Annotated in this window: 15 protein-coding genes and 1 CRISPR repeat array (1 of these 16 only partly in view); of the genes, 8 read left to right on the plus strand and 7 right to left on the minus strand. The window is 70.1% G+C overall.

What is annotated here, in order from left to right; all coding sequences use genetic code 11:
* Positions 1-507: a CRISPR direct-repeat array (repeat unit 37 nt; unit sequence GTTGCGATCCTCGGCCGCCCCGAAGGGCGACCGCCAC) (it extends 1,148 nt beyond the left edge of the window).
* A gap of 189 nt (positions 508-696) precedes the next feature.
* Positions 697-2,940: a CRISPR-associated helicase Cas3' gene (gene cas3, locus ACI1MP_RS09835; protein WP_404870788.1), complete on the plus strand. Its 2,244-nt coding sequence runs from the start codon at positions 697-699 to the stop codon at positions 2,938-2,940.
* Between the two features lie 858 nt (positions 2,941-3,798).
* The gene (locus tag ACI1MP_RS09840; protein ID WP_404870789.1) at positions 3,799-4,239 is read left to right on the plus strand and encodes a CRISPR-associated endonuclease Cas3''; all 441 of its coding nucleotides are present in this window, start codon (positions 3,799-3,801) and stop codon (positions 4,237-4,239) included.
* A gap of 201 nt (positions 4,240-4,440) precedes the next feature.
* On the opposite strand, the gene argS is transcribed toward ACI1MP_RS09840, so the two are convergent.
* Positions 4,441-6,201: an arginine--tRNA ligase gene (gene argS, locus ACI1MP_RS09845; RefSeq protein WP_404868381.1), complete on the minus strand. Its 1,761-nt coding sequence runs from the start codon at positions 6,199-6,201 to the stop codon at positions 4,441-4,443.
* Positions 6,202-6,501: 300 nt separating this feature from the next.
* Between argS and ACI1MP_RS09850 the strand changes: the two genes are divergently transcribed.
* Complete coding sequence (locus tag ACI1MP_RS09850; protein ID WP_404868382.1) at positions 6,502-6,774, plus strand: hypothetical protein; 273 nt, start codon at positions 6,502-6,504, stop codon at positions 6,772-6,774.
* 7 nt (positions 6,775-6,781) lie between these two features.
* On the opposite strand, the gene ACI1MP_RS09855 is transcribed toward ACI1MP_RS09850, so the two are convergent.
* Entirely contained in the window at positions 6,782-7,639 is an 858-nt protein-coding gene (locus ACI1MP_RS09855; protein WP_404868383.1) for a methyltransferase domain-containing protein, read from the minus strand.
* Between the two features lie 204 nt (positions 7,640-7,843).
* Between ACI1MP_RS09855 and ACI1MP_RS09860 the strand changes: the two genes are divergently transcribed.
* The 3 genes from ACI1MP_RS09860 to ACI1MP_RS09870 all read left to right on the plus strand — a co-directional run bounded on the left by ACI1MP_RS09860 (position 7,844) and on the right by ACI1MP_RS09870 (position 10,792).
* The gene (locus ACI1MP_RS09860) at positions 7,844-8,275 is read left to right on the plus strand and encodes a hypothetical protein (RefSeq protein WP_404868384.1); all 432 of its coding nucleotides are present in this window, start codon (positions 7,844-7,846) and stop codon (positions 8,273-8,275) included.
* A gap of 346 nt (positions 8,276-8,621) precedes the next feature.
* Positions 8,622-9,482, plus strand: a complete 861-nt coding sequence (locus tag ACI1MP_RS09865; protein ID WP_404868385.1) for a DUF5655 domain-containing protein — start codon at positions 8,622-8,624, stop codon at positions 9,480-9,482.
* 77 nt (positions 9,483-9,559) lie between these two features.
* Positions 9,560-10,792: an IS30 family transposase gene (locus tag ACI1MP_RS09870; RefSeq protein WP_404868386.1), complete on the plus strand. Its 1,233-nt coding sequence runs from the start codon at positions 9,560-9,562 to the stop codon at positions 10,790-10,792.
* A 408-nt stretch (positions 10,793-11,200) separates the two neighbouring features.
* On the opposite strand, the gene ACI1MP_RS09875 is transcribed toward ACI1MP_RS09870, so the two are convergent.
* Positions 11,201-11,884, minus strand: coding sequence for a hypothetical protein (locus tag ACI1MP_RS09875; RefSeq protein ID WP_404868387.1), 684 nt, complete (start codon positions 11,882-11,884; stop codon positions 11,201-11,203).
* A gap of 187 nt (positions 11,885-12,071) precedes the next feature.
* On the opposite strand from ACI1MP_RS09875, the gene ACI1MP_RS09880 reads away from it, so the two are divergent.
* Together ACI1MP_RS09880 and ACI1MP_RS09885 are read left to right on the plus strand one after the other, a co-directional pair.
* On the plus strand, positions 12,072-15,656 hold the full coding sequence (locus ACI1MP_RS09880; RefSeq protein ID WP_404868388.1) for an AAA family ATPase: 3,585 nt from the start codon (positions 12,072-12,074) through the stop codon (positions 15,654-15,656).
* Complete coding sequence (locus ACI1MP_RS09885; protein ID WP_404868389.1) at positions 15,653-16,546, plus strand: serine peptidase; 894 nt, start codon at positions 15,653-15,655, stop codon at positions 16,544-16,546. Before ACI1MP_RS09880 ends, ACI1MP_RS09885 begins: the two co-directional genes overlap by 4 nt.
* Here ACI1MP_RS09885 and ACI1MP_RS09890 read toward each other — a convergent pair.
* From ACI1MP_RS09890 to ACI1MP_RS09905, 4 genes are read right to left on the minus strand one after another with little or no spacing between them, the layout of a single operon-like run.
* Positions 16,531-16,989 carry a hypothetical protein gene (locus ACI1MP_RS09890; protein WP_404868390.1) on the minus strand — a complete coding sequence of 153 codons (459 nt, stop codon included), beginning with the start codon at positions 16,987-16,989 and terminating at the stop codon, positions 16,531-16,533. The genes ACI1MP_RS09885 and ACI1MP_RS09890 overlap by 16 nt on opposite strands.
* Positions 16,986-19,157, minus strand: coding sequence for a hypothetical protein (locus ACI1MP_RS09895; RefSeq protein ID WP_404868391.1), 2,172 nt, complete (start codon positions 19,155-19,157; stop codon positions 16,986-16,988). Before ACI1MP_RS09895 ends, ACI1MP_RS09890 begins: the two co-directional genes overlap by 4 nt.
* Entirely contained in the window at positions 19,154-21,052 is a 1,899-nt protein-coding gene (locus ACI1MP_RS09900) for a hypothetical protein (protein ID WP_404868392.1), read from the minus strand. Before ACI1MP_RS09900 ends, ACI1MP_RS09895 begins: the two co-directional genes overlap by 4 nt.
* Complete coding sequence (locus ACI1MP_RS09905) at positions 21,049-22,518, minus strand: site-specific integrase (RefSeq protein WP_404868393.1); 1,470 nt, start codon at positions 22,516-22,518, stop codon at positions 21,049-21,051. The genes ACI1MP_RS09900 and ACI1MP_RS09905 overlap by 4 nt, the downstream gene beginning before the upstream one ends.
* Between the last annotated feature and the right edge of the window lie 27 nt (positions 22,519-22,545).

A 22,545-nucleotide genomic window follows, 5' to 3' on the forward strand; every position in this document is an offset into this window, starting at 1 on the left:
GGGCTGGGGCGCGTTGAACAGGGCGCAGTTCGAGTTGCGATCCTCGGCCGCCCCGAAGGGCGACCGCCACTGGCGGGCGGCGTCGAGGGTGCTGCCGCTGCCGGCGTTGCGATCCTCGGCCGCCCCGAAGGGCGACCGCCACAGCGGCGGTAGAGGTAGACGTAGCGGCCGTTGTCGAGGTTGCGATCCTCGGCCGCCCCGAAGGGCGACCGCCACCCGGGCCTTCGGCCGGCGGACCAGGTCGCGGCTGCGGTTGCGATCCTCGGCCGCCCCGAAGGGCGACCGCCACCAGGTCGGTGCGCGGGTTGGCGCCGTTGCCGTCGGGGTTGCGATCCTCGGCCGCCCCGAAGGGCGACCGCCACCGAGCCGTCCTCGCCGCCGCCGTGCACCAGGTCCAGGTTGCGATCCTCGGCCGCCCCGAAGGGCGACCGCCACCTGGCGGCGCTCGGCGCGGTGGTCGTGGTGTCCGTGTTGCGATCCTCGGCCGCCCCGAAGGGCGACCGCCACACCGGTCCATCAGCGGAAACCGGCTGTCTCTGGTACTCCTGCGCGACCAACCGGACAGGCAAATCTACAGAGTTCGGACATCGTGCTTCGGTGCGATCCGCGTGTCGGCTGCACACTTGGGGTTCCGAACCGATGCCCGCCGACGTCGGTCAGCAGCGGTACGGTCCGGCCGTGAACAAGGCAACCACTATGGACGGTTCAAACAGCGAAGTGGCACCACTGTGGGCCCACAGCCGGAACCTACCAGGTGCCCGCCACACTCTGGAGGACCATCTCCGGGGTTCCGCCTCGCTGGCGCGCCGGTTCGGATCGGCCTTCGGCGCGGGTGAGTTGGCCGAGTACCTGGCGCTGGTCCACGATGTCGGGAAGGGCTCGTGCGCCTGGCAGCACGGCCTGGAAGAGGCGGAGAAGCAGCAGCGCAAGGTCGGTGTCCCCCACAAGGAGGCCGGCACATGGCTGGCCGCCTCGCACGCGGGGGTCCCGTTCGGCGCGGTCGTGCAGGGGCACCACGGTGGACTCCCCGAACTCCAGAAGGTGAAAGACCTCGTCCACGCCGTGAAAACCGGCGCCTACGCGAACCAGGCGCTGATCGAGGAGGCCATCGCCCGCACGGCGGCCGTCGTCCCGGAGATCGTCCCGACCGGACGCATCCCCCTGCCGGCCTGGCTCTCCCGCGCGACAGGCCCGGAAGGCAAGTTGAACCGCGACCTGCTGGTGCGGATGCTGTTCAGCTGCGTGGTCGACGCCGACTTCCTCGACACCAGCGCCCACTTCGCGAACACGCCCGCACAAGTCCGGGCCGACGCCGACCTGACACACCTGCTGGAAGTCTTCGACACGCGCCGGAACGAAGCCCTGTCCCGGCGCCGCGCCTCGAAGATCGACGGCATCCGCCGGCGGGTCTACGAGGAGGCGGTGGCCGCAGCAACCGGCGCGCCCGGCATGTACGTGCTCCACGTGCCCACCGGCGGCGGGAAGACCCTCACCTCCGCCGGATTCGCCCTGCACCACGCCGTCGCGCACGGCCAGCGCCGTGTCGTCGTCGCCGTCCCCTACACAAGCATCACCCAGCAGAACGCCCGCACCTACCGCCACCTGCTCGACCCCGACGACCCGGACCTTCCCCCGACCGTCCTGGAACACCACAGCTCGGTCGACCTGGACGGCGCGAAGGGAACCTGGGCGCGCACCGCCGCCGAGAACTGGGACGCGCCGTTCGTCGTCACCACCACCGTCCAACTCTTCGAGTCGCTCTTCTCCCACAGGCCCGCCGCCATGCGCAAGATCCACCGCCTGGCCGGCGCGGTCATCGTCCTCGACGAGGTCCAGGCCCTGCCGGACCGGCTCCTGGCCCCGATCCTCAGCGCCCTGCGCGGCCTGGTCGACCACTTCGGCACCACCGTCGTCCTCACCTCCGCCACCCAGCCCGCCTTCTGGTCCCTCGCCCAGCTCGACGGCCTCCCCCGCCGCCAACTCATCGCCGACCCGGCCGAGTTGTTCGAAGAGCTGCGGCGCGTCACCTACGACTGGCGCACCGGCCCCGACGTCACCTGGGAGTCGATGGCCGACGAAATCGGCCGGCGCAGCGGGCGGCAGACACTGACCGTGGTGAACACCACCAAGGACGCCGCGCACCTGCACCGCCTCCTGGAAGAACGGGCGAGCGGTACCGTCCTGCACCTGTCCACCCGGATGACCGCCGGCCACCGCGGTGAGGTCATCGAACACATCCGCCGGCTCCTGGAGTCCGGCAGCGACGTCCACGTCGTGTCCACCCAGCTGATCGAGGCCGGCGTCGACCTCGACTTCCCCCGTGTGTTCCGCGCCTGGGCGCCCGCGGAGTCCCTGCAGCAGGCCGCCGGCCGGTGCAACCGCGAAGGCCACCAGGACGAAGGCACCGTCGTCGTCTTCAAGGTCCACGACGCCGGACAGCCCCGCGACAAGGCCTACACCGCCGCACTCGACGCCACCGCCGCCCACATCGGCCCGGACCTCGCCCGACCCGACAACCTCGACGCCCTCGACAAGTACTACCCGCTGCGCTACACCCTCCAAGGCAGCGGCCCCACCGGCATGGGCGCCCACATCGACACCCTGCGCACCCAACTCGACTTCCCCGCCGTCGACGACGCCTTCCGCATGATCGACGACACCCTCAACCGGCCGGTCGTCGTCATCCGCGACGAAGCCCACCGCGCCGCCGCCGAAGCCGACATCGCCGCCCTCAGATCCCCCTACCCGTGCGGACCGGAACCACTACGCCGACTCCAGCCCCACACCGCCCAACTCCCCCGCCACGAAGCCGACGCCGCCCTCACCACCGGCCTCGCCGAACCCGTCATCGGCAACCTCCTCCTGTGGAACGGCGCCTACCACCCCCACCGCGGACTCGACCCCGCCCAACCCGAAGACCGAACCGCCTTCCTCCTCTGAGCCCTCCTCAGCACGGAAACCGCCCCGGAGCCTCCCTCGTTCCACTCACGCCGACCACGAGACGACCGCACTTGGGCGCAGTCCGATCTGGTGGGCGCGCCGGGCCGCGTCGGCGACGTTGCGATCCGCGGCCGTCCCGCAAAACGACCGCCACCGGCGGGTCAACCGACTCGGTGCAGCATGGGCGGGATGTTGCGATCCGCGGCCGCCCCGGAGGGCGACCGCCACCAACTCGCTCGGGTTCAGCAGCAGCTTCGCCCGGGTGTTGCGATCCTCGGCCGCCCCGAAGGGCGACCGCCACCCGGATGACCGTCCGGTACGACAACGGCGAGCTGATGGTTGCGATCCTCGGCCGCCCCGGAGGGCGACCGCCACCGTCGGTCCCCAACGTCACGTCGCACACGTAGTCCATGTTGCGATCCTCGGCCGCCCCAGAGGGCGACCGCCACGTCCCACCGGATGGTGACGACGGTGTCTGAGGGGATGTTGCGATCCTCGGCCGCCCCGAAGGACGACCGCCACTCGCCGCCCGCTGCTTGGCGATCCGCCGGGCCTCGTCGTTGCGATCCTCGGCCGCCCCGAAGGACGACCGCCACCGCCGTCCGCTACCACCACCTGCGCGCAGCCCGCAAGTTGCGATCCTCGGCCGCCCCGAAGGGCGACCGCCACACCGGTCCATCAGCGGAAACCGGCTGTCTCTGGTACTCCTGCGCGACCAACCGGACAGGCAAATCTACAGAGTTCGGACATCGTGCTTCGGTGCGATCCGCGTGTCGGCTGCACACTTGGGGTTCCGAACCGATGCCCGCCGACGTCGGTCAGCAGCGGTACGGTCCGGCCGTGAACAAGGCAACCACTATGGACGGTTCAAACAGCGAAGTGGCACCACTGTGGGCCCACAGCCGGAACCTACCAGGTGCCCGCCACACTCTGGAGGACCATCTCCGGGGTTCCGCCTCGCTGGCGCGCCGGTTCGGATCGGCCTTCGGCGCGGGTGAGTTGGCCGAGTACCTGGCGCTGGTCCACGATGTCGGGAAGGGCTCGTGCGCCTGGCAGCACGGCCTGGAAGAGGCGGAGAAGCAGCAGCGCAAGGTCGGTGTCCCCCACAAGGAGGCCGGCACATGGCTGGCCGCCTCGCACGCGGGGGTCCCGTTCGGCGCCATCGTGCACGAACACCACAGTGGACCCCCCGAACTCCAGGTCATCGCCCGCACGGCCGTCGCCCCGGAGATCGTCCCGACCGGAGGCATCCCCTGCCGGCCTGGCTCGCCCGCGCGACAGGCCTGGGCTGCGAGCTGAGCCGTGACGTGCTGGTGCGGATGCTGTTCAGCTGCGTGGTCCACGCCGACTTCCTCAACACCAGCGCCCTCTTGGCGAACGCGCCCGCGCAGGTACGGGCCGACGCCGCCATGACGCACCTGCTCTCCCCAGAGTCACGGCCGCCCTCCACCGCCAGGCCGCCCTTCAGATGGCTGCTCACCCCGACGGCCGCCTATAAAGCTACAACCTCTCGGGCGTTCCGATGCCGAGGAGGTCCATGCCATGGCGGAGGGTCTGGCCAGTGAGCTGGCAGAGCAGCAGCCGGGTCTCCATGACCTCCGGGCTGGGGGCCTTGAGGACGGGGCAGTGCTCGTAGAACGTGGTGTACGCCGCCGCGAGGCTGTGCAGGTAGGCGCAGAGGCGGTGCGGCTCGAAGGTCTCGGCGACGAGGTCGATGGTGGCGCCGAACTCGTCGAGGAGGAGGCCGAGGGCGCGTTCGGTCGGCTCCAGGGCCAGGTCCTGATGGGCGGTCGGGGTGGCGCCGTCGGGGGCCTTGCGCAGGATGGACTGGATTCGGGCGTAGGCGTACTGGAGGTAGGTGCCGGTGTCGCCGTTGAGGGAGACCATTCGGTCGGTGTCGAAGATGTAGTCGCGGGTGCGGGAGGTTGAGAGGTCGGCGTACTTGACCGCGCCGATGCCGACTTGCTTGGCGCGGTCTTCGAGTTCCTCGGTGGCGAGCTGGGGGCTCTTCTCGGCGACGACGGTGCGGGCGCGGTCGACGGCTTCGTCGAGGAGGTCCATGAGGCGGACGGTCTCGCCAGAGCGGGTTTTGAAGGGTTTGCCGTCCTTGCCGAGGACGGTGCCGAAGCCGAGGTGCAGGGCGCGGACGTTGTCGGGGAGCCAGCCGGCGCGGCGGGCGGTTTCGAAGACCATCTGGAAGTGGAGGGCCTGGCGGCTGTCGACGACGTAGAGGAGCTGGTCGGCGCCGAGCAGTCCGACGCGGTCGCGGATGGCGGCGAGGTCGGTGGTGGCGTAGCCGTAGCCGCCGTCGCTCTTCTGGACGATCAGCGGGGTGGGTTCGCCGTTGGGGCCCTTGATGTCGTCGAAGAAGACGCACAGGGCACCGTCGGAGCGAACGGCGACGCCGGAGGCTTCGAGGTCGGCGCACACGTCGGCGAGCATCGGGTTGTAGTAGCTCTCGCCGACGGCGTCGGCGTCTTCGAGGAGGACACCGAGGCGGGCGTAGACGGCTTCGAAGTAGACCTTGGACTCGTCGACCATGCCCTGCCAGGACTCGACGGTCTCGGCGTGGCCGGCCTGCAGCTCGACGACACGCCGGCGCGCGCGGTCGGCGAAGTCGGCGTCGCTGTCGAACATGGCACGCGACGCCTTGTACAGGCGGTTGAGATGGGACATCGACGGCCCGGAGTCGTCCGGCTCGGTGTCGTCGCCGAGCTCGGCGGGGTGTTCGACGAGGTACTGGATGAGCATGCCGAACTGCGTGCCCCAGTCCCCGAGGTGGTTGCGCCGGACGACCTTCTCACCGGTGAACTCCAGGGCGCGCACCAGCGCGTCGCCGATGATCGTCGAGCGCAGGTGCCCGACGTGCATCTCCTTGGCGATGTTCGGCTGGCTGTAGTCGATCACCGTGACGCCGGCCTCTGCGTCGCTGCCGACACCGAGTCGGGCGTCGGCTGCGCGGGCGGCCAGGCTCTCGAGGATGGCGGCGTCGGTGACGGTGACGTTGATGAAGCCGGGCCCGGAGACCTCCAGGTTCGCGATCACCTGGTCAGAGCCGAGGTTCTCGTGCACCCGCGCGGCCACCTCGCGAGGGTTCGCGCGCATCGGCTTGGCCAGGCTCATGATGCCGTTGGCCTGGAAGTCGGCGCGGTCGCTTCGTCGCAGCTGGGGGTCGCTGTCCGCGGCGTCGGGGAACGCAGTGGAGATCGCCTGTGCGAAGCGCTCGCGCAGCGCGTCGGCGATGGAGAGGACCGTAGGCATAGATCGAAGGACCATTTCTGTGAGAGGGCGGATCCGCGGCCGGGCCGCGGGCGTCGCACAGCGCCGCAACGTCGAGTCAGCCGGCGCCGTCTGCCGAGTATCCCATTCCCCCCACAGCCAACGACCCGATTAACTTCGCTACGGAGCGCAGCCCGAACACTCAAGACCATTGATCGCAGCTCATCCTGAGTGGCCATCAGCAAAAAGCACGAACCCTCCAACTTCGGGAAAGCAAGCATTCGCCACGCTCCGAGCCCTCGCGCACGCCGCCGCCAGGATCAGGTCGGCATCGTCACCCTGATGACCTCCACCGAAGCGGAACGGCGGCTCGCCGCAGACCTCCTCGGAGAACGCCTCCACCTCATCCACGTCCACGCCCCCGAACCGGTGCGCCACGCCCGCGACGCCGTCCGCGCCTACCGGACCAACCCGGCACCGGACACGCCGGAGCTGTCCTGGTCCGACCCCGAACAGCCCGCGCTGGCGCTCGACACCACGGCCCCTCTCAACACCACCGCGAACGCCCTGTACACCTTCGCCGCCAGCGCCCTCGCGAACGCCGCGTCTCCATAGACATCGGTCAAGCAGCAGTCGGGAGATCCGGCATCGAACCGGCCCGCACGGGTGCCGCCTGCCGCCCGTCGTGCGAGGCGGCCCCATGCTCGCTACGACCGCTCCTGGTCTTCTCCGCCACCGCGATGAACGCCAGCTCGGAGAAGAAGAAGCCACCCAGCCGGTCCGCCTCGCGCACCGAGGTGTACCAAGCCTCGACCTCTTCAGGAACGACCGCGCCACGACCGTGCCTTGCCGCTGACAGCAGCGCCTTCCGGACCTGGCCAACCCGATCCTGTGCGTGCCCCGTGAACTCGGTCGACCACGCCAGCAACGGCTCGACGCCGACGAGCTCCAGCGGGCTGCGGGCGAGGAGCAGCCCGAGCTTGCGGCCGATCCGGCCGTCCGCGTAATCCATCCAGCTCTGCGCGTCGTCCGCGAACGCGTGGCACACCCGCCGGTCGAGATCGGCGTCCGCGCCCGCAACGACCATCGAGTCGAAGTCGACGTGCGCGATAACCGCCCGCCCGCCAGGCCGGAGGACTCGTGCCACCTCGGCCAGCATCTCCTGCGGGCTCGGCAGGCACTCGATGGTGTTGTAGGACAGGACGACGTCCACGCTCTCGTCGGAACACGGGAGAGGATCGCGCAGATCCGCAACGATCGTCGCCGTCGACCCCTTGTGGGCTGCCAGAGCCGCCTGAGCCTGGCGCAGCGACTCCGCCGAACGGTCGATCCCGATGAGGGAAGCCTGCGGCGCTTTCCGGCTGACAGCCCGCAGCGTCGGTCCCGCACCGCAGCCGAGATCAACAACAACCTGGTCGGGTTCCTGCGGGCGGGCCAGCTCCGCAAGGCGCGCGTGGATCGGCTCGGCACTGTCGGACACGGCGCAGCCCTCCTCCCCTGTTCGCGCCAGAGCCCGAGATGGCGGCACCAAGAGTTCGGATTTGCACCATATGACATGCTTCGAGATGCCTCATCCCGAGCAGGGAACCCACCCTCATGGCTCGCGCCTTCGAGCCACCGGCCGCTCCAGCAGCACGTCCCACCAGGCCAAGAACACCCAGCCCACAGTCGAAGCCGCAGCCACATGCCGCCCTGCCTAAAACTCATCGACGCCGGCGCCACTCCGTACGAAGCCGTCACCGACCTCGTGCGCCACGCCCTGCGCATCACCGACGGACTCCTGCCCGACCCCGACGCCCTGCGCGAACAGCTCGACGACCTGGAGGAGATCCTCGCCGACTACGGCGACGACGCGCCCGGCCTCGCCGACGTCGAACTGCGCCTGACTCCGCTCGACCCGAAGCGCCCGGCCCGCGACCTCCTCGAAGACCTCCTCACCGGCATCCACGCGTGCTGGCTCCTCCACACTGAGTACGACGACCTCGACGACGAGGACGACGACACCAGCGCGGAAGTCTGGACCGACGAACAGGCCGAACAGCACCAGCGGCGCAGCCGCAAGCGCTTCGCCCAGCTCGTCCGCGAGGCCGCCGCCCACCGCGAACCGCTCGTCTGACCGAGCGCCGGGCGCGCGTGGGCTCGGTGATCCAGAGCGTGGCGACGAACCCTATGGCTCAGAACATAGTTCTCACCGGGATCGGGACAGCTACTGGGCTGCCGGTGCCGCAACTGCCTCAGTAGAGCAGCCACGTCGAGAACACCGGCCCACCGGCGTTCCCCGCTATTCCTTGCTGATACAAAGTGCGATAAACGCAACAAGAACTAGATTGTCCTGCTTCCGGCATGTATGTTGTCCGGCTCATCCCTGGGCGGTCCGGGGATGGTGTGCTGGGGGGTACGTGGCGGGTCTGCAGGTGTTCCGCGTTTCTGATGGGGATGTTCGTCGTGTCGAGGGCGACACCGTGGAGCTGGAGCGTCACCTCCAGGCTCTCGTCGAGGCGAACATGGAGGAGATGCTGGGCGGCGTCCGCTTCCTGGCGAGCGAGTACTCCACCGGTCCAGTGCACCGGGGCCGGATCGACAGCCTCGGTCTGGACGAGGACGGCAGCCCGGTGCTGATCGAGTACAAGCGCACGAGCAGCGAGTCGGTTCTCGCCCAGGGCCTGTTCTACCTCTCGTGGCTGGTGGAGAACCGCGCCGAGTTCGAGGCGCTCGTCGAGCAGCGGCTCGGCGCCGCAGTCGCCGAGCAGGTGGACTGGAGCAACCCGCGGGTGGTGTGCATCGCGGCGGACTTCACCCGGTACGACCTGGCGGCGGCCGGAATGTCCCACCACCGGATCGACATGGTGGTCTACCGGCGCTATGGGGACGACCTGGTGACGCTGGAGCTGGCGGCGTCGGTCGCCGGCGGGTGCGGCGCCCTCTCGACCGGGCGGACGGAACTTGCCCGCCCGGTCGCGGCCAGCCGTCGGACGGTCACCGACGTCCTCGCGCAGGCCAGCGGCGAGATCCGCGGGCTGTACGAGGAGCTCGACGCCCGTCTGCTCGACCTGGGCGAGGGCCACGCGGTGCCGCTGCAGCACTACGTTGCCTACCGCCGCCGGCGGAACTTCGCCTGCGTCCGGGTGCTGGCACAGGCTCAGGCTTTGGTCGTCTTCCTGCGGGTCGACCCGACGACGGTCCAGCTGGTCCCGGGCTGGACCCGGGACGTCCGGAGAATCGGGCACCTCGGGACGGGCGAGCTGGAGGTCCGGATCGGGTCGGTGGAGGACCTCGATCGGTCGATGGAGTTGCTGCGCACGAGCTACGCGGCTGCCGCGTAGTTCGTCAACGGCGATGGGCCGCACCCCTTCGACTTAAGTTCTAGTGGTCGTTGCAACATCCCAGCTCAGGGGATGCAATGGACTATCAGATCCGGGAGGACCGGGGCCCTCAGGGTCGGAGGAAGCTGACCGCTGAGCGGGCGGCATACTTCCAGCTCATGCAGCAGGGCTTCAACAACTCCGAGGCGTGCCGAATCGTGGGCGTCAACCGGAGGACCGGCATCACCTGGCGCAACGGGCGCAACGCGTACAAGGGCTGGCCGAGGACCGCACCCCCGGTACACCGGGAGCTGTCCTCGGCCGGCCCTTCCCGCTACCTGCGGGAGTCCGAGCGCCTCCACATCGCCGACCGGCTGCGCGAGAACGCCACGATCCGCCAGATCGCCGCCGAACTGGGCCGCAGCCCGTCAACCGTCAGCCGGGAGATACGCCGCAACGGCTCCCACTGGACGGGTGGCAGGTTCGCCTACCGGCCCCATGCCGCCCAGGCCCGGGCGGATGCCCGCAGGCCCCGTCCCAAGGCCGGCAAGATCGGCCGGAACCCCGAACTGCGCGAGTTCGTCCAGGCCCGCCTCGAACGCCGCTGGAGTCCGGAGCAGATCAGTCACATCCTGCGGCAGCTGTTCCCCGGCCGGCCGGACATGCACGTGACCCACGAGACGATCTACCAGGCCCTCTACTCCCGCAAGCGCGGGGACCTCCGACGCGACCTGTCCCGTTCCCTCCGCACAGGCCGCGCCATGCGCCGCCCGCACCGTCAGTCCGCCAAGCGTCAGCCGCGCATGGCCAAGAACATGGTGATGATCAGCGAGCGGCCCGCCGAGGTCGACGACCGGGCCGTCCCTGGCCACTGGGAGGGCGACCTCATCATCGGCAAGGCCCACAAGTCCGCCATCGGCACGCTGGTGGAACGCTCCAGCCGGCTCCTTGTCCTGGTCCATCTCCCGGACGGCCGCCAGCCCGCCCAGGTCCGCGACGCGCTCATAGAGGCCGTCTCGACGCTGCCGCATCAGTTCAGAAGGTCCCTGACCTGGGACCAGGGCTCCGAGATGCACCTGCATCACCAGTTCAGCGCCGCCACGGAGATGGACGTCTACTTCTGCGAACCGGGAAGTCCATGGCAGCGCGGGTCGAACGAGAACACGAACGGCCTGCTGCGGCAGTACTTCCCGAAGGGCACGGACCTGTCCCGCTACACACGCGAGGACCTGGACACCGTCGTCGCCGAACTCAACAGCCGCCCACGCAAAACGCTCGGCTGGGAGACCCCAGCCGAGCGCTTCGCCAAGCTCCTGGCAACAGCCAGTTGATCATCGTGTTGCTACGACCCCTGGAATTCGCCCGAAGGGGTGCGGCCCATCGCCGTTGGTCGGCCCGCTCGTTCAAAGGCCGGGTCCACGGGGCGGACCGTGACCTTCAGCGGTGCCGGGTTGGCCAGCGAGGCGGTTACCGCCGGCGGGGCCGAGAAGCCGGGGGTGGTGCGGTGGCGGTCGGTTCGCTTGCCCGCGGGGCGGAGGCCGAGTTGATGGCCTGCTGGAGGTGAGCGCGGCGGGCGGCCCAGCGGCTCAGGTCGCGCTGGTAGGTCCGGGCTTCCTCCCCTCCGGCAAGGCTCGGGTGAGGGGCTGCGGGCTGATGGTCCTGGGGGTTCGGCCGTTCGATGTATTGGTCCTCTGTGTCAGGGGGTGGCGCTTCCCGGCGCCACCGGGAGTCGAGCCGGGTCAGTGTCCTCGGTGGTGCTGCGGTTCTCGGGCCAGCGCGGTGATCAGAGCGCGTTCACGGACCATGTCGGCGTGGACGTCGGGCTGGTCCGGGTCGAGGGCTTCGATGGCGCTGTCGATCGCGTCGAGGGCTTCGGATCGGCGCCCGAGGCTCCGCCAGGCGGTGGCGGTGCGGAAGAGCATGATCGGGTCGGTGTCGTCGAAAGTGGGCCAGGCGGCGAGCTCGAGGATCCGCTCGGCCTGGTCGGGCAGTCCGTCTCCGAGCCAGAGGCCGTGGAGCAGGGCGTGGCAGACCTGGGGGTTGTCGCCGGCCTCGGCGAGGCTGCGGTCCAGGGCTTCGAAGGCACCGGTGGCGGAGCTTCCGAGGAGGGCGAACGCCGAGAGGGCTCGGGTGTACGGATCCCAGCGGGCTCGCTCGCTCCCCGGAACCTGTTCGAGCAGCTGTTGGACGCTGCGGCACCGGAAGTCGAAGCGGAGGGCAGCGAGGTGGATGTGCCGGAGCGCTTGGGCGTGGGTGCGGTCGGTGCCGGGCTGGGTGAGGTGGTCGGTGCCGGCGAGATGGGCGAGGGCGCTGTTGCGGCGACCGCGGGCGTACCAGGTGAGGTAACTGTCTCTGGTCTGAAACTGTTGAGATGCATGCGGCGGAGCCGAGATATGGCAGTGGCTCCTCCGGTGTCGGTGCATGTTCGGCTCGTGGGATGTCTGTCATCTCGGCATGCGCACGCCCATGGTGGCGATCAGCAGGTGCGAGGAGACAGTCCGTTTCCCGATCTCGATGATCTGGCCACCGCTGGGGCGTGGAGTCTCTATCGTCGGACCTGCTGCTGATCGAGTTGACAAGGAGTCAGGGCGGATAGTGGTGGCGTCGGGGGTGGAGCAGCCGGAGGGCGTAGGCGAATCGCGGCACGTGGTGCTGTCGCTGGGGATCGCGCTGGCGCGTACTGAGGATGGTGACTCGCCGCGTTTCGGCCTGGACATCCTGGAGGAAGCCCCCGTCCATGCCGACAGGGTCGCAAAGATCCTGGAGGAGTTCCGGTACACGAAGCGGTGCCCGACAGCGGTACCAGAGGGACGGGCCGACTACGGGAAGCTGGTGGAGGCTGCGGTCGAGGCCGAGGACGCCGATGTGCTGATCGTGCACATCGTCGGGCACGGAGAGCTGGCCGGGGGCAGTAGCGAGAAGCTGTACATCCTGGGCAGCGACGGGGATCGCCTGGGCCGGCCGGTGGGTGGGTGGATCGACCTGATCGAAGACCACCCCGGGCGGCACCGGCCGATGACCCTGTTTGTCCTGGACGTCTGCTACGCCGGACAGGCCGCGGTGACCGCCTGGCACTCGCGGATGGACGTGGACAAACGTCGAGCTTGGGTGCTGGCCGCGACAGGACCGAACAAGCAGGCGTTCGGGTACCGGCTGAGCCGGGCCCTGGTTCAGGTGCTGGAGAAGTACCGCGACCTGGAGGTTCGCTTCGATCCCTCCTTGCGGTATATCCCGCCCGCCACGGTCTGGCGGGACATTGACCGCACCGTCAATGAACTGGCTCAACAAGCCAACGGATTACCGCAGTCGATCCTGACCAGCCTCGTCCCTGGCCACGCCGACATCTCCCACCTGCCGTTCTTCCCCAACCCCTCCTACAACGCCCACGACACCACTCCGGTACTGGACCTACCCCCGGAAATCGCCCGCCTGACTGACTGGGCCGCCGACCCGTTGCACTTCATGCGCCGCGCCGGCGGCGCCGAACCCGTGGACCGCGACTGGGCCGAGGGATACTTCAGCGGCCGCACAGCACAACTCGACACCCTCACCGCATGGCTCGACGATGACACCGCCACCCCAGGACTGCGCGTGGTCACCGGCAAAGCCGGGGCCGGCAAATCCGCACTCCTCGGCATCCTCCTGTGCGCAGCCCACCCAGCACTGCGCCGCCACACCCGCGCTCTGTGGGCGGGGCTCGACGACCACGTACCGGGCGAGAACAGCCGGATCGCAGCCGTCCACGCACGACGCCTCGGGCTCGACGACATCACCGCCTCGCTGGCCCGCCAACTCCGCCACATCACCACCCCACCCGGCGAAGAAACCCAGGACACGACCGGAAACCCGGCACAGCACCTGCTGAACCTGCTGCCCCCCGGCAGCCAGCCGGTCACCATCGTCATCGACGCCCTCGACGAAGCCCTGAGACCTCAAGACATAACCACCGCTCTGCTGCTCCCGCTTGCCCTACACGCGCAGACGGCAGCCGGCCGGCTGCGGCTGCTGGTCGGCACCCGAGCGGAGGCACGGTTCGACCAACTCCTCGGCCTGGCAAGGGATGCCGGAGCGTGCACGGACCTCAGCACCGTCGCACCGAGCGAGGTCCGCCGGGATGTGGCCGCCTACGCCAAACGGCTCCTGACCGCCGACGGCCCCTACACCCGCGCAGGTCTTCGGACCGTCCGGGACACCCTGGCCGAAACGATCGCCGAAACCCTCACTGCACACAGTCCGACCGGCCACGAAGGCCGCAACAGCGAAGCCATGGAGTGGGGGGAGTTCCTCACCGCGGGACTCTACGTCCACCATCTCCTGGCCACCCCGCCCGCCGCCACCGTCGAGGACGCCGCCCGACTGGGCCGGGCCGTGCCCCGCAACCTGCCAGACCTCCTCGAACTCGACCTGCAGCGCCACTCCGACCGGGTTCACCTGCGTCCGGTGCTCACGGCCCTCGCCTCCGCCCAGGGCCGAGGTATGCCCGAAAGCGTCCTGGTCCATGCAGCCGCCGCGTTCATCGTCAACGGTGACCCTCCCCTGTCTCAGCGAGACCTGTACGCCCTCCTGGACGGGGAAGCACGCTTCTACCTGCGCCGCGACATCGACACCGACGGAACCACCCTCTACCGGCTCTTCCACGAAGGCCTCGCCGACTGGCTCCGCCAGCCCAAGAGCTCACCCTCCGGCGAGGGCGCCCCGACGACCATGTGCTCCACGCCTGATTCGGCGGAGCGCCTGTTTGAACGGCTCTTGGACTGCGTCCCCCGGGATTCGGCCGGCGGCATGTTGTGGCAGCACGCAGCCGGTTATTTGCTGCGGCACGCCGCCCAGCACGCGGTCGACGCCGGGCGCCTGGACGAACTCCTCGACGACGGTTCCTACCTCCAGCATGCCGATCCTCACACCCTCGCCAACGCCCTGTCCTACGCCCGCTCCGACCGGGCCAGGCTCAATGCCGCCGTCTACCGCGCCTCCTGGGGCATCCACCACACGCTGCCACCCGCGGCACGCCGCCAGCTCCTCGCATTGGACGCGGCGCGCTTCCGCAACACACCGCTTCAGGAAGAGCTGCCCGGCGACGCCGACTGGATGGTGCGATGGGCAACGGGCAGCCAGGTCTCACCATCCCTGGTTCGGACCCTGTCCGGCCACACCGGCGAAGTGGTTGCGGTGGCGGTGACGGTGTTGGAGGGCCGACCGCACGCCATCACCGGCAGCTTCGACGGGTCGGTGCGGGTGTGGGACCTGACCACCGGTGCCCAGGTCCGCGAACTCACCGGCCACACCGGCGAAGTGGTTGCGGTGGCGGTGACGGTGTTGGAGGGCCGACCGCACGCCATCACCGGCAGCTTCGACGGGTCGGTGCGGGTGTGGGACCTGACCACCGGTGCCCAGGTCCGCGAGTTCACCGGCCACACCGGCGGGGTGCGCGCGGTGGCGGTGACGGTGTTGGAGGGCCGCCCGCACGCCATCACCACCGGCAGCTTCGACGGGCCGGTGCGGGTGTGGGACCTGACCACCGGTGCCCAGGTCCGCGAGTTCACCGGCCACACCGGCGGGGTGCGCGCGGTGGCGGTGACGGTGTTGGAGGGCCGCCCGCACGCCATCACCACCGGCAGCTTCGACGGGCCGGTGCGACTGTGGGACCTGACCACCGGTGCCCAGGTCCGCGAGTTCACCGGCCACACCGGCGGGGTGGCCGCGGTGGCGGTGACGGTGTTGGAGGGCCGACCGCACGCCATCACCGGCAGCTTCGACAGGTCGGTGCGGGTGTGGGACCTGACCACCGGTGCCCAGGTCCGCGAGTTCACCGGCCACACCGGCGGGGTGGACGCGGTGGCGGTGACGGTGTTGGAGGGCCGCCCGCACGCCATCACCACCGGCAGCTTCGACGGGCCGGTGCGGGTGTGGGACCTGACCACCGGTGCCCAGGTCCGCGAGTTCACCGGCCACACCGGCGGGGTGGACGCGGTGGCGGTGACGGTGTTGGAGGGCCGCCCGCACGCCATCACCACCGGCAGCTTCGACGGGTCGGTGCGACTGTGGGACCTGACCATCGGCGCCTGCTCCACCGCATTTCACTTCCCGGATGCAGTAGAAGCCGTGACCCTCACTCCGGATGGCATCGTGGTGGTCGGCTTCGGCCATGAAGTGGCCGCCCTCAGTCTTGAACCCCTCATCAGGAGGCTCCGTTGACCAGTGAGACTACTTCGCCGCTGCGGGTCGTCGCCGTACACGGGATCTACAACAGCTTCGGCACCGGAATCCCCGACGCCCGCAAGGAGGAGCTCCGCGCACTGAAGGCTGCCGCCTGGGCGCGGGACCTGGCAGCCGCCCTCGCCATCTCCCCGGAGCGGCTCGATATCGACTTCGCCTACTATGCGGACCGGCTCCGCCCTGGGCCGGCGGCCCAGGGGGAGCAGGACGGCGATTTCCTGGACGACCCGTTGGCGCAGGAGATTCTCGACGTGTGGGCGCGGGAGTTGGGGCTGCCTGAGGAGGTGGCGCAGGGGCATGCCGCCGTGCCGTTGCGGGGGTTCGCGTCGTGGATGGCGCGCAGGTTCGACCTGGCGGAGGGGCCGCTGGGGGTCTTCATTCGGCTGCTGTGCGGTGAGGTTGCCGCGTACCTGCGTTCTGCGGACGCTCCGGAGCGCATCGCGGCGCGTGAGGAGGTCGCGGCGCGGATCGCCCGGCATCGGCCGCGTGTCGTCGTTGCGCACTCGTTGGGTTCGGTAGTCGCCTACGAGGCCCTGCACGCCCACCCGGAGCTGCGGCCCGAGCTTTTCCTCACGCTGGGTTCGCCGCTGGCGCTGCCCCGTGTGGTCTTCGAGCGCCTCGTCCCCGCGCCGCGTCCTGCCGACAGCCCGCAGCTGCGGGGCGTAGGCTTGCCCGGTGGGACACGCTGGGTGAACATCGCCGACCCCGGTGACCCCGTCGCCGTCCCGCCCAAGCTTGACAGGTTCTTCGACGGGATCGCCCTGGACCTCACCTCCACCATCAGTGCGCACTACCGTTTCCATCACGCCGACAACTACCTGCGGTGCGCGACCACGGCGGCAACCATCGGCCCCTACCTCGGCATCTGACCCGCGGGGGCGCGGCGTCGGTTGATGGAAGTCACCACCGGGTCCGCCCGGGCGATGAGCTGTGCGCGGAGGGCTTCGTTTTCGATGCTGAGCTCGTTGATCAGCAGGCTGTAGGTGGTGGCGAGTTCTTCGAGCCCCGCGCAGTGGGCCCGGAGCCTGTCGAGTTCGTCGGGGGCCTCGGTGCCGGACTCGTTGGGCTCGTTGATGCCTTTGAACTGCCGCTTGGCCTCGGCGGCCAGCATCTGGAAGTGGTCGCGCAGGTCGGTGTGCTTCTGGGCCACGATCCAATATTTGACCTGGGCCTCGACGGCGAGCTGGACGACCGAGAGCCGGCCGGTGGAGTGCTCGGGTGTGCCGGCGAGGAGGCGGTCGGCCGCGGTGAGGATGGCGATCCGTTCGGGAGCGGTTTCGGGCTTGGGCCACGCGGTGCTGGCGGCGTTCATCGGGCTCCTCGTCCGCGGTTATGGGTGTCGATGATGGTCTGGAGGGCTTGGAGTTCGGCGCGTTCACGCTGGTGGCGGGGGGAAGGGGCGAGGACGTCGGCGACCAGGTGCCGCAGTTCCTCGGCCCGCTTCTCGCGCTCGGCGATGTCGCGGTCGGTGTAGGCGATGTTCTGGCAGGAGGGCCGACAATCGTCCTGGTCGGGTGTCTGGCGGGTGCTGCCCTGGGCGGTGAAGACCCGGCACAGGGCCTTCGCCGCGTCGTGGACGCAGGTCATGGCCCGTCCGGGGTAGATCTGCAGCAGCGGGTTGGCGACCAGGTCTCGTGCCTGCTTGGGGTTGGTCAGGACGCGGCCGGCGAACTTCGCGTTGCCCGCCCGGACCCGGTACCGGTAGCGGTCTGCCGCGGGGCCGCTGACGTGTTCGCGGGCGTCCAGCAGGCGCTCGTCCTCGGCGAGCTGGTCGAGGCGGGCGAGCCACTCCTCGAAGGCGTGCTCGTCGGGGAAGCCGGACTCGTAGGTGCCCGAGTAGCCGAGGGTGACCTGGGTGTAGACGTGCGCGTACTGGATTGCGGCGGCGACCAGGCCGCGGGGCCGGCGGACGATGTGCCAGGCGAGGGTCCTGCGGAACCTCGCGGGGGAGATGGCCCCGTGCGGGTCGGGCGGGATCGCCTCGCTCAGGCCGGTGGCCTGGCAGAAGTCGTTGACCCAGGTGATGAAGGCGGCGATGTCGCGGGGCGCTTCGCGGCTGGTGCGGGCCTCGCCGGGCCGGTCGCTGAGGGCGCCGATGGGGTTGGCCGGGTCGAGGTGGACAGGGAAGAGCAGTTGGTGGTCGTGGAGCCGCTCGGCGGTGTCGACGGCGCGGGCGACGACGTCGATGACCGTCCACGGGTCCTTGCGCTCCTCGCCCTCGGGGATCTTGTTGCCGTTGCTGTCCTTCACCCCTTTGAAGTGGCGCCCGGTCAGGGTCCAGACGCCGGTGGCCTCGTCGTAGGCGCTGCAGCCGCGCTCCAGGTTGAGGACTTCCCCTGGTCTCATTCCGGAGAGGTAGGCGACCGTGATCGTCGCGGCTGTTCTCAGGAGGCGGGCCAGCTTCGGGGCCTGTTCGTAGGTGATGCGGCCGTGCCAGGGCTTGCCGTGGACCTTGCCGGTGACCGGGGTGTCGAGGTAGGCGGCGTCGTCGACGGCGATGCCGGAGCCTGTCACCATCGCGCGCAGGAGCGCGCCGCGCTGGCGGTGCTCGCGGAATGCGGACTCCGAGGTGTCGAGGATCCGCACCAGGTGGGGCCAGCACGGTTCCAGCGTCCCGTCCGCGCCGATCCGGCCCGGCAGTGCCTTGCCGGTGCGGCGCAGGTCGTCGAGGTAGGCGGCCAGGAGCGGCGCCAGCTGGCGCGGCTGGTTGGGCGCAGTGGGCGCGGTGCTGCCGTGGCGGGCGCGTCGTGCCCGGTCGTTGCTGCCCTGGTGGGAGAGCGCCAGGTAGGCGCGGTGGGCGGTGATGATGTCGTCGGCGAAGTCGCCGACGAACCGCAGGGCCCAGAGCAGCAGCGGCTCCATGGTGTCGGGATGGATCCGCGGGGTCTTGTTCTCGCCGTTCGTGCGGGAGGCGCCGAGCAGGTCGAAGGGGTAGTCGCCGTTCCAGGGCGCTTCCTCCGGCAGGCGGGCTTCCTCGGGGACGCGCTCCTGGTAGGTCCACAGGCGGCGGACCTCCAGCAGCAGGTCGCCCTTGGCGCCGATCGGCTTCTCCATGTCGTCCACGGTGTCGAGATACGCCTCAAGGTCGTCGTGGGTCACCTGGCCGAGCGAGGTCAGGCCGCGGGTTTCCAGCCAGAGGATGAAGGCGTTGAGCTTGCTGAATCCCACGGAGATTGTCCGCAGGGCCGGTCGGTCGGCGGGGGTGTGCCGCATCGGCTTGGGCATGTCGTGGTTGATCATCTGCCAGACGTAGTGCTTGACCTGGGTGCGGAACGGCTCGGGGATGGCTGCGAAGTTGAGCGTGGTGGTCGGGATGTGGCCCTCGAACAGTCCGGGAGTGAGGTCCCAGCGTTCGTCGCGGAACACGGACGCGACGGCGCGGCCGGCCTTGGGGTTAAGCCGGCGGCGCAGGAGGACCGGGGTGTCGGGGCCGGGCAGGGCGGTGTCGGGGAACTCCTGGGGGGCGGTCGGCAGGGTCACGGCAGGTCCAGTTCTCGGGCGAGGAAGCGTTCGGCGAGGCGACGGTGCTCGGGGGTGATGGCCTCGCGGGCCTCGGCGACGGCGTGCGGGTCGGCGCGGTCCAGGAGGTCGTCCAGCTGGGTGTGGGGCAGGGCGAACCGCTCGGCCCACCGAAGCGGTGTTGTACTGGTCCTGCGGTTCGCCAGTTCGTCCCGGACCAGGATCTGCAGGGGCAGGTGGTGCGGTGCCGCCCGGGCGCACGGACACGACAGGCAGAGCATGAACGAGGCCCGGCAGGGCTGTCCGGCCGGTGCGTGCGGGCTGTTGTCGTGGTCGACGCACCCGGTCATCACGGTGTCGAGCTCCGCGGCGAGCAGGCGCCGGAGCGTCGCGGCGTCCATGCCGTGGCGGGCGGCGACCCGGGCCGGGTGTTTGGCCGCCTCGGCGACCTCATCGGCGGTGAGGACCTGTAGGGCGGCGTGGCTCCTGGCCTTGGCGACCTCTCGGGCCAGGGCACCGGCGACGACGCGCTGGTACTCGGCCAGGTTCCCGCGGTTGCGTACGAGGTAGTCGTTGACGAGGGTCGTCTCGGTGTGGGCGACGGGCTCCTGGTTCAACTCGTTGTAGGTCAGCCGCAGCCGTCCCAACGTCACGTCGAGGTGGGCAGATTGGGCGTCCGGCCCGGTGCCCGGCGCCGGGTCCGCGGGGATCCGCCTGGCCTGGGACCAGGACCGGATGAGGTTGCCGTCCGCTCCGGTGCGCAGGCCGGGGCCCATGCCCCCGCCGCCGCTGCGGGCCCACCAGACCAGCAGCCGGTCGCTTCCCAACAGGCGGCGGGGACCTTCGGCGAGTTCGTGCAGGAGCATGAACACCCCGAACGGAGTGCTGAGCCTCTCACGCTGGTCCGGCCCCGGCCCGGCGGATTCCGTCTCGCTCCCGGCCCACTTCGGCAGGTCGACCAGCGGCCGGTCCATGTGGCGCCGGCTGCCCCGCCGGGGCTTGTCCAGCTCGACGACTGCCGAGGCGATGCCGCCGGCGTGCCCGTCCGGGCGGTGGTGTCCCGCCGGGGCTTTGGTGATCGTGCTCTCGTTCTCCCCGGTCATCGCGACCAGCAGGATCACGAACGCGGCGATCTCCAGCGCGGACAGGTGCACGGCCTCCATGTGCTCGGCGACCGTCCCCAGCTGCCTCACCCACCACTGGGGGGCGCCGCGCGGTGTGCGGGGGACGTCGGCGTGCTCCTCCACGAAGGCGGCGAGGCGGCCCCGCCGCCGCTGCTGGGGAGGTTCGCCGTCCAGGTCTCCCGTCCGCCACCATTCCGCCAGGGCCTGGCCGGCGCGGATGCGGGTGGCGGCCTGCCGTACGTCGTGGCGGGCCGCGTTCAGGATCCGCTGCATCTCGGCTCGGCTGTAGGAGGGGTTCGCCCGCTCCCGGCGGCGGTTGGCGTGCTTGGGCTGGCGTTGGTTCAGGGCGGTGCGGAACTCCGGCCCCAGCCCGGGAACGGCCCGGAGGTTGCTGATCATCTCGCCCACCTGGTGCCACAGGGAGGTGTAGTTCTGCCGCTCCAGACGCCAGCCGTCCAGGTGTACCAGTAGCAGGTCCTGCGGCCTCGTCGGCGGCATGTTCAGCGCGCCCAGGTAGGTGGCGAAGCTCCGGAAGAACCGGTAGGACTTCTCGGCCGAGCTGAGCCTGCGCAACCGCCCGCCCGCCCTGGTGCGTTGGACGAAGCCGTTCGCGAAAGCCAGTTGGAGCTCCGGCGAGACGGTCAGCCGCGCGAAGTCGAAGACCTGGGCGGGCTCCTCGGTGTCCTCCGGGATGAACAGGACCTGCAGGGGCGTCTCCTCCTCGGCCCGTCGCCGCGGCCGGTAGCCCGCTGGCGGCAGCGCTCCGGGGCGCCCGCCGCCCGCCGCGCTCATCGCCGACCTGCCAGCGGGTCGTTGATGACCAGCGGATGGCCGGCCAGGAACGTGGCCAGGAAGCCGTCCAGGGCGATCCCGTGGATCTGCTGCAGCAGGAACTCGACATCCAGCGAGACGAACGGCTCAAGATAGAACTTTTTGGTCGTTTCCGGACTGGCATGGCCGAGGATCGTCGCCACCAGCTGCCAGGTGCCCCCGAACTGCTCGCGGAAGTCCTTGGCCTCCTCCTGGTCCAGGTGCGCGAACTGCTGCGAGTAGACCAGCCGCCCGACCGCGTACCACCTCAGCGCGCAGCTGTGCCGCAGCATGTGGGGCGTGCAGGACAGGCCCGGCAGGTTCATGGTGCTGATGCGGGCGTTGGCCTGCGCGAACGTGTGGTGCCAGCCGTGGGGGTGCCGGGGCAGGCCGTCCTCGTTCAGCCAGAGTGCGAGCGGCTCCAGGCCCTGGGGCGTCGACCTGAACAGCCGGCGGCGTTCCTGCGGCTTCAGATCGTCCATCGCGACGACGGATTCGCGCCCGTCGGCGCCGACCAGCCGCAGCCGCCCGCTCTCGACCCGGACGACCTTGCGGACGCTCGGCTGGCGCTCGTAGCGGCCGGCGGCCTGGGCGTTGCGCACAGCCCGGGCGCGAGCGCCCTCCACGTAGTCCAGGACCCTGAGCAGCGGCAGCCGGGCGATCCAGTACTTGTGGCCCCACCGACCCTTCGCGCTCGCCGAGGCAAGCCGACAGGTGGAGAAGCCGCGAACCCCCTCGTCGGTCGGGAGTTCGGGCAGCAGGACGCTGCCCCATTCGGTCAGCCGCAGCCCTGTCGAGTAGAGGCCGTCGGCGAAGGCCGCGTCGCGTTGCTCGTTCCGCCCCCTCCATCCCCGACTCGTCCGGCCGTCCAGGTCCTTGCCGCGCAGGCCCACGTCGCGCCAGCGTGCGTAGCCCGCCGGGTCGAGCCACTTGATGTCCCGATCGCGGGCACCTCTGGGCTGGAGGTCGAAGTCGTCGAAGCCGGCCACGGGGTCCGGAATGCCGAACTCGGCCGCCGCCCAGCGATAGAAGACCCGCAGCGAGGTCACGTTGGCTCGGAAGGTCGGCGGCTTGACGCGCCGGGGATTCAGTTCCTCCGTCAGCCGCCACTCCTTGAAGAACTCCGCGTCCTCGTCCGTTGCGTCGTCCCACCGGCCACCGGTCGCGTTCAGGAAGTTCAGCCACAACCGCAACGACTGCGCGTACTTGTCCCATGTCAGGGGCGACCGCCTTCGGACCCGGCGCGACTCGAAGAAGGCGTTGATCCGCCGGTCCGGCAACCCCGTCGGCGACAGCAGGAACGGCTGCCGATCCTTCGGGCCGCGCACCCCCACCGCGTTCAACAGTTCGCGATGACGGTCCGCGAGGGTCACCGATGGACTGACCGCGACGGACGCCAGGTCGTACCGGAAGACAATCCACTGACCAGGCATGTAGGTGGCTCTCACACCCGTGACGCTAGGCCCCGAGCAACA

The organism is Kitasatospora griseola (genome assembly GCF_044999035.1).
Classification (GTDB): Bacteria; Actinomycetota; Actinomycetes; order Streptomycetales; family Streptomycetaceae; genus Kitasatospora; species Kitasatospora griseola.

Coding starts and splice junctions, on each gene's coding strand:
- ACI1MP_RS09870 (WP_404868386.1), top strand. CDS start 9,560: ATGGACTATCAGATCCGGGAGGACCGGGGCCCTCAGGGTCGGAGGAAG.
- ACI1MP_RS09900 (WP_404868392.1), bottom strand. CDS start 21,052: ATGAGCGCGGCGGGCGGCGGGCGCCCCGGAGCGCTGCCGCCAGCGGGC.
- ACI1MP_RS09840 (WP_404870789.1), top strand. CDS start 3,799: ATGGACGGTTCAAACAGCGAAGTGGCACCACTGTGGGCCCACAGCCGG.
- cas3 (WP_404870788.1), top strand. CDS start 697: ATGGACGGTTCAAACAGCGAAGTGGCACCACTGTGGGCCCACAGCCGG.
- argS (WP_404868381.1), bottom strand. CDS start 6,201: ATGCCTACGGTCCTCTCCATCGCCGACGCGCTGCGCGAGCGCTTCGCA.
- ACI1MP_RS09890 (WP_404868390.1), bottom strand. CDS start 16,989: ATGAACGCCGCCAGCACCGCGTGGCCCAAGCCCGAAACCGCTCCCGAA.
- ACI1MP_RS09850 (WP_404868382.1), top strand. CDS start 6,502: ATGACCTCCACCGAAGCGGAACGGCGGCTCGCCGCAGACCTCCTCGGA.
- ACI1MP_RS09875 (WP_404868387.1), bottom strand. CDS start 11,884: ATGCACCGACACCGGAGGAGCCACTGCCATATCTCGGCTCCGCCGCAT.
- ACI1MP_RS09860 (WP_404868384.1), top strand. CDS start 7,844: ATGCCGCCCTGCCTAAAACTCATCGACGCCGGCGCCACTCCGTACGAA.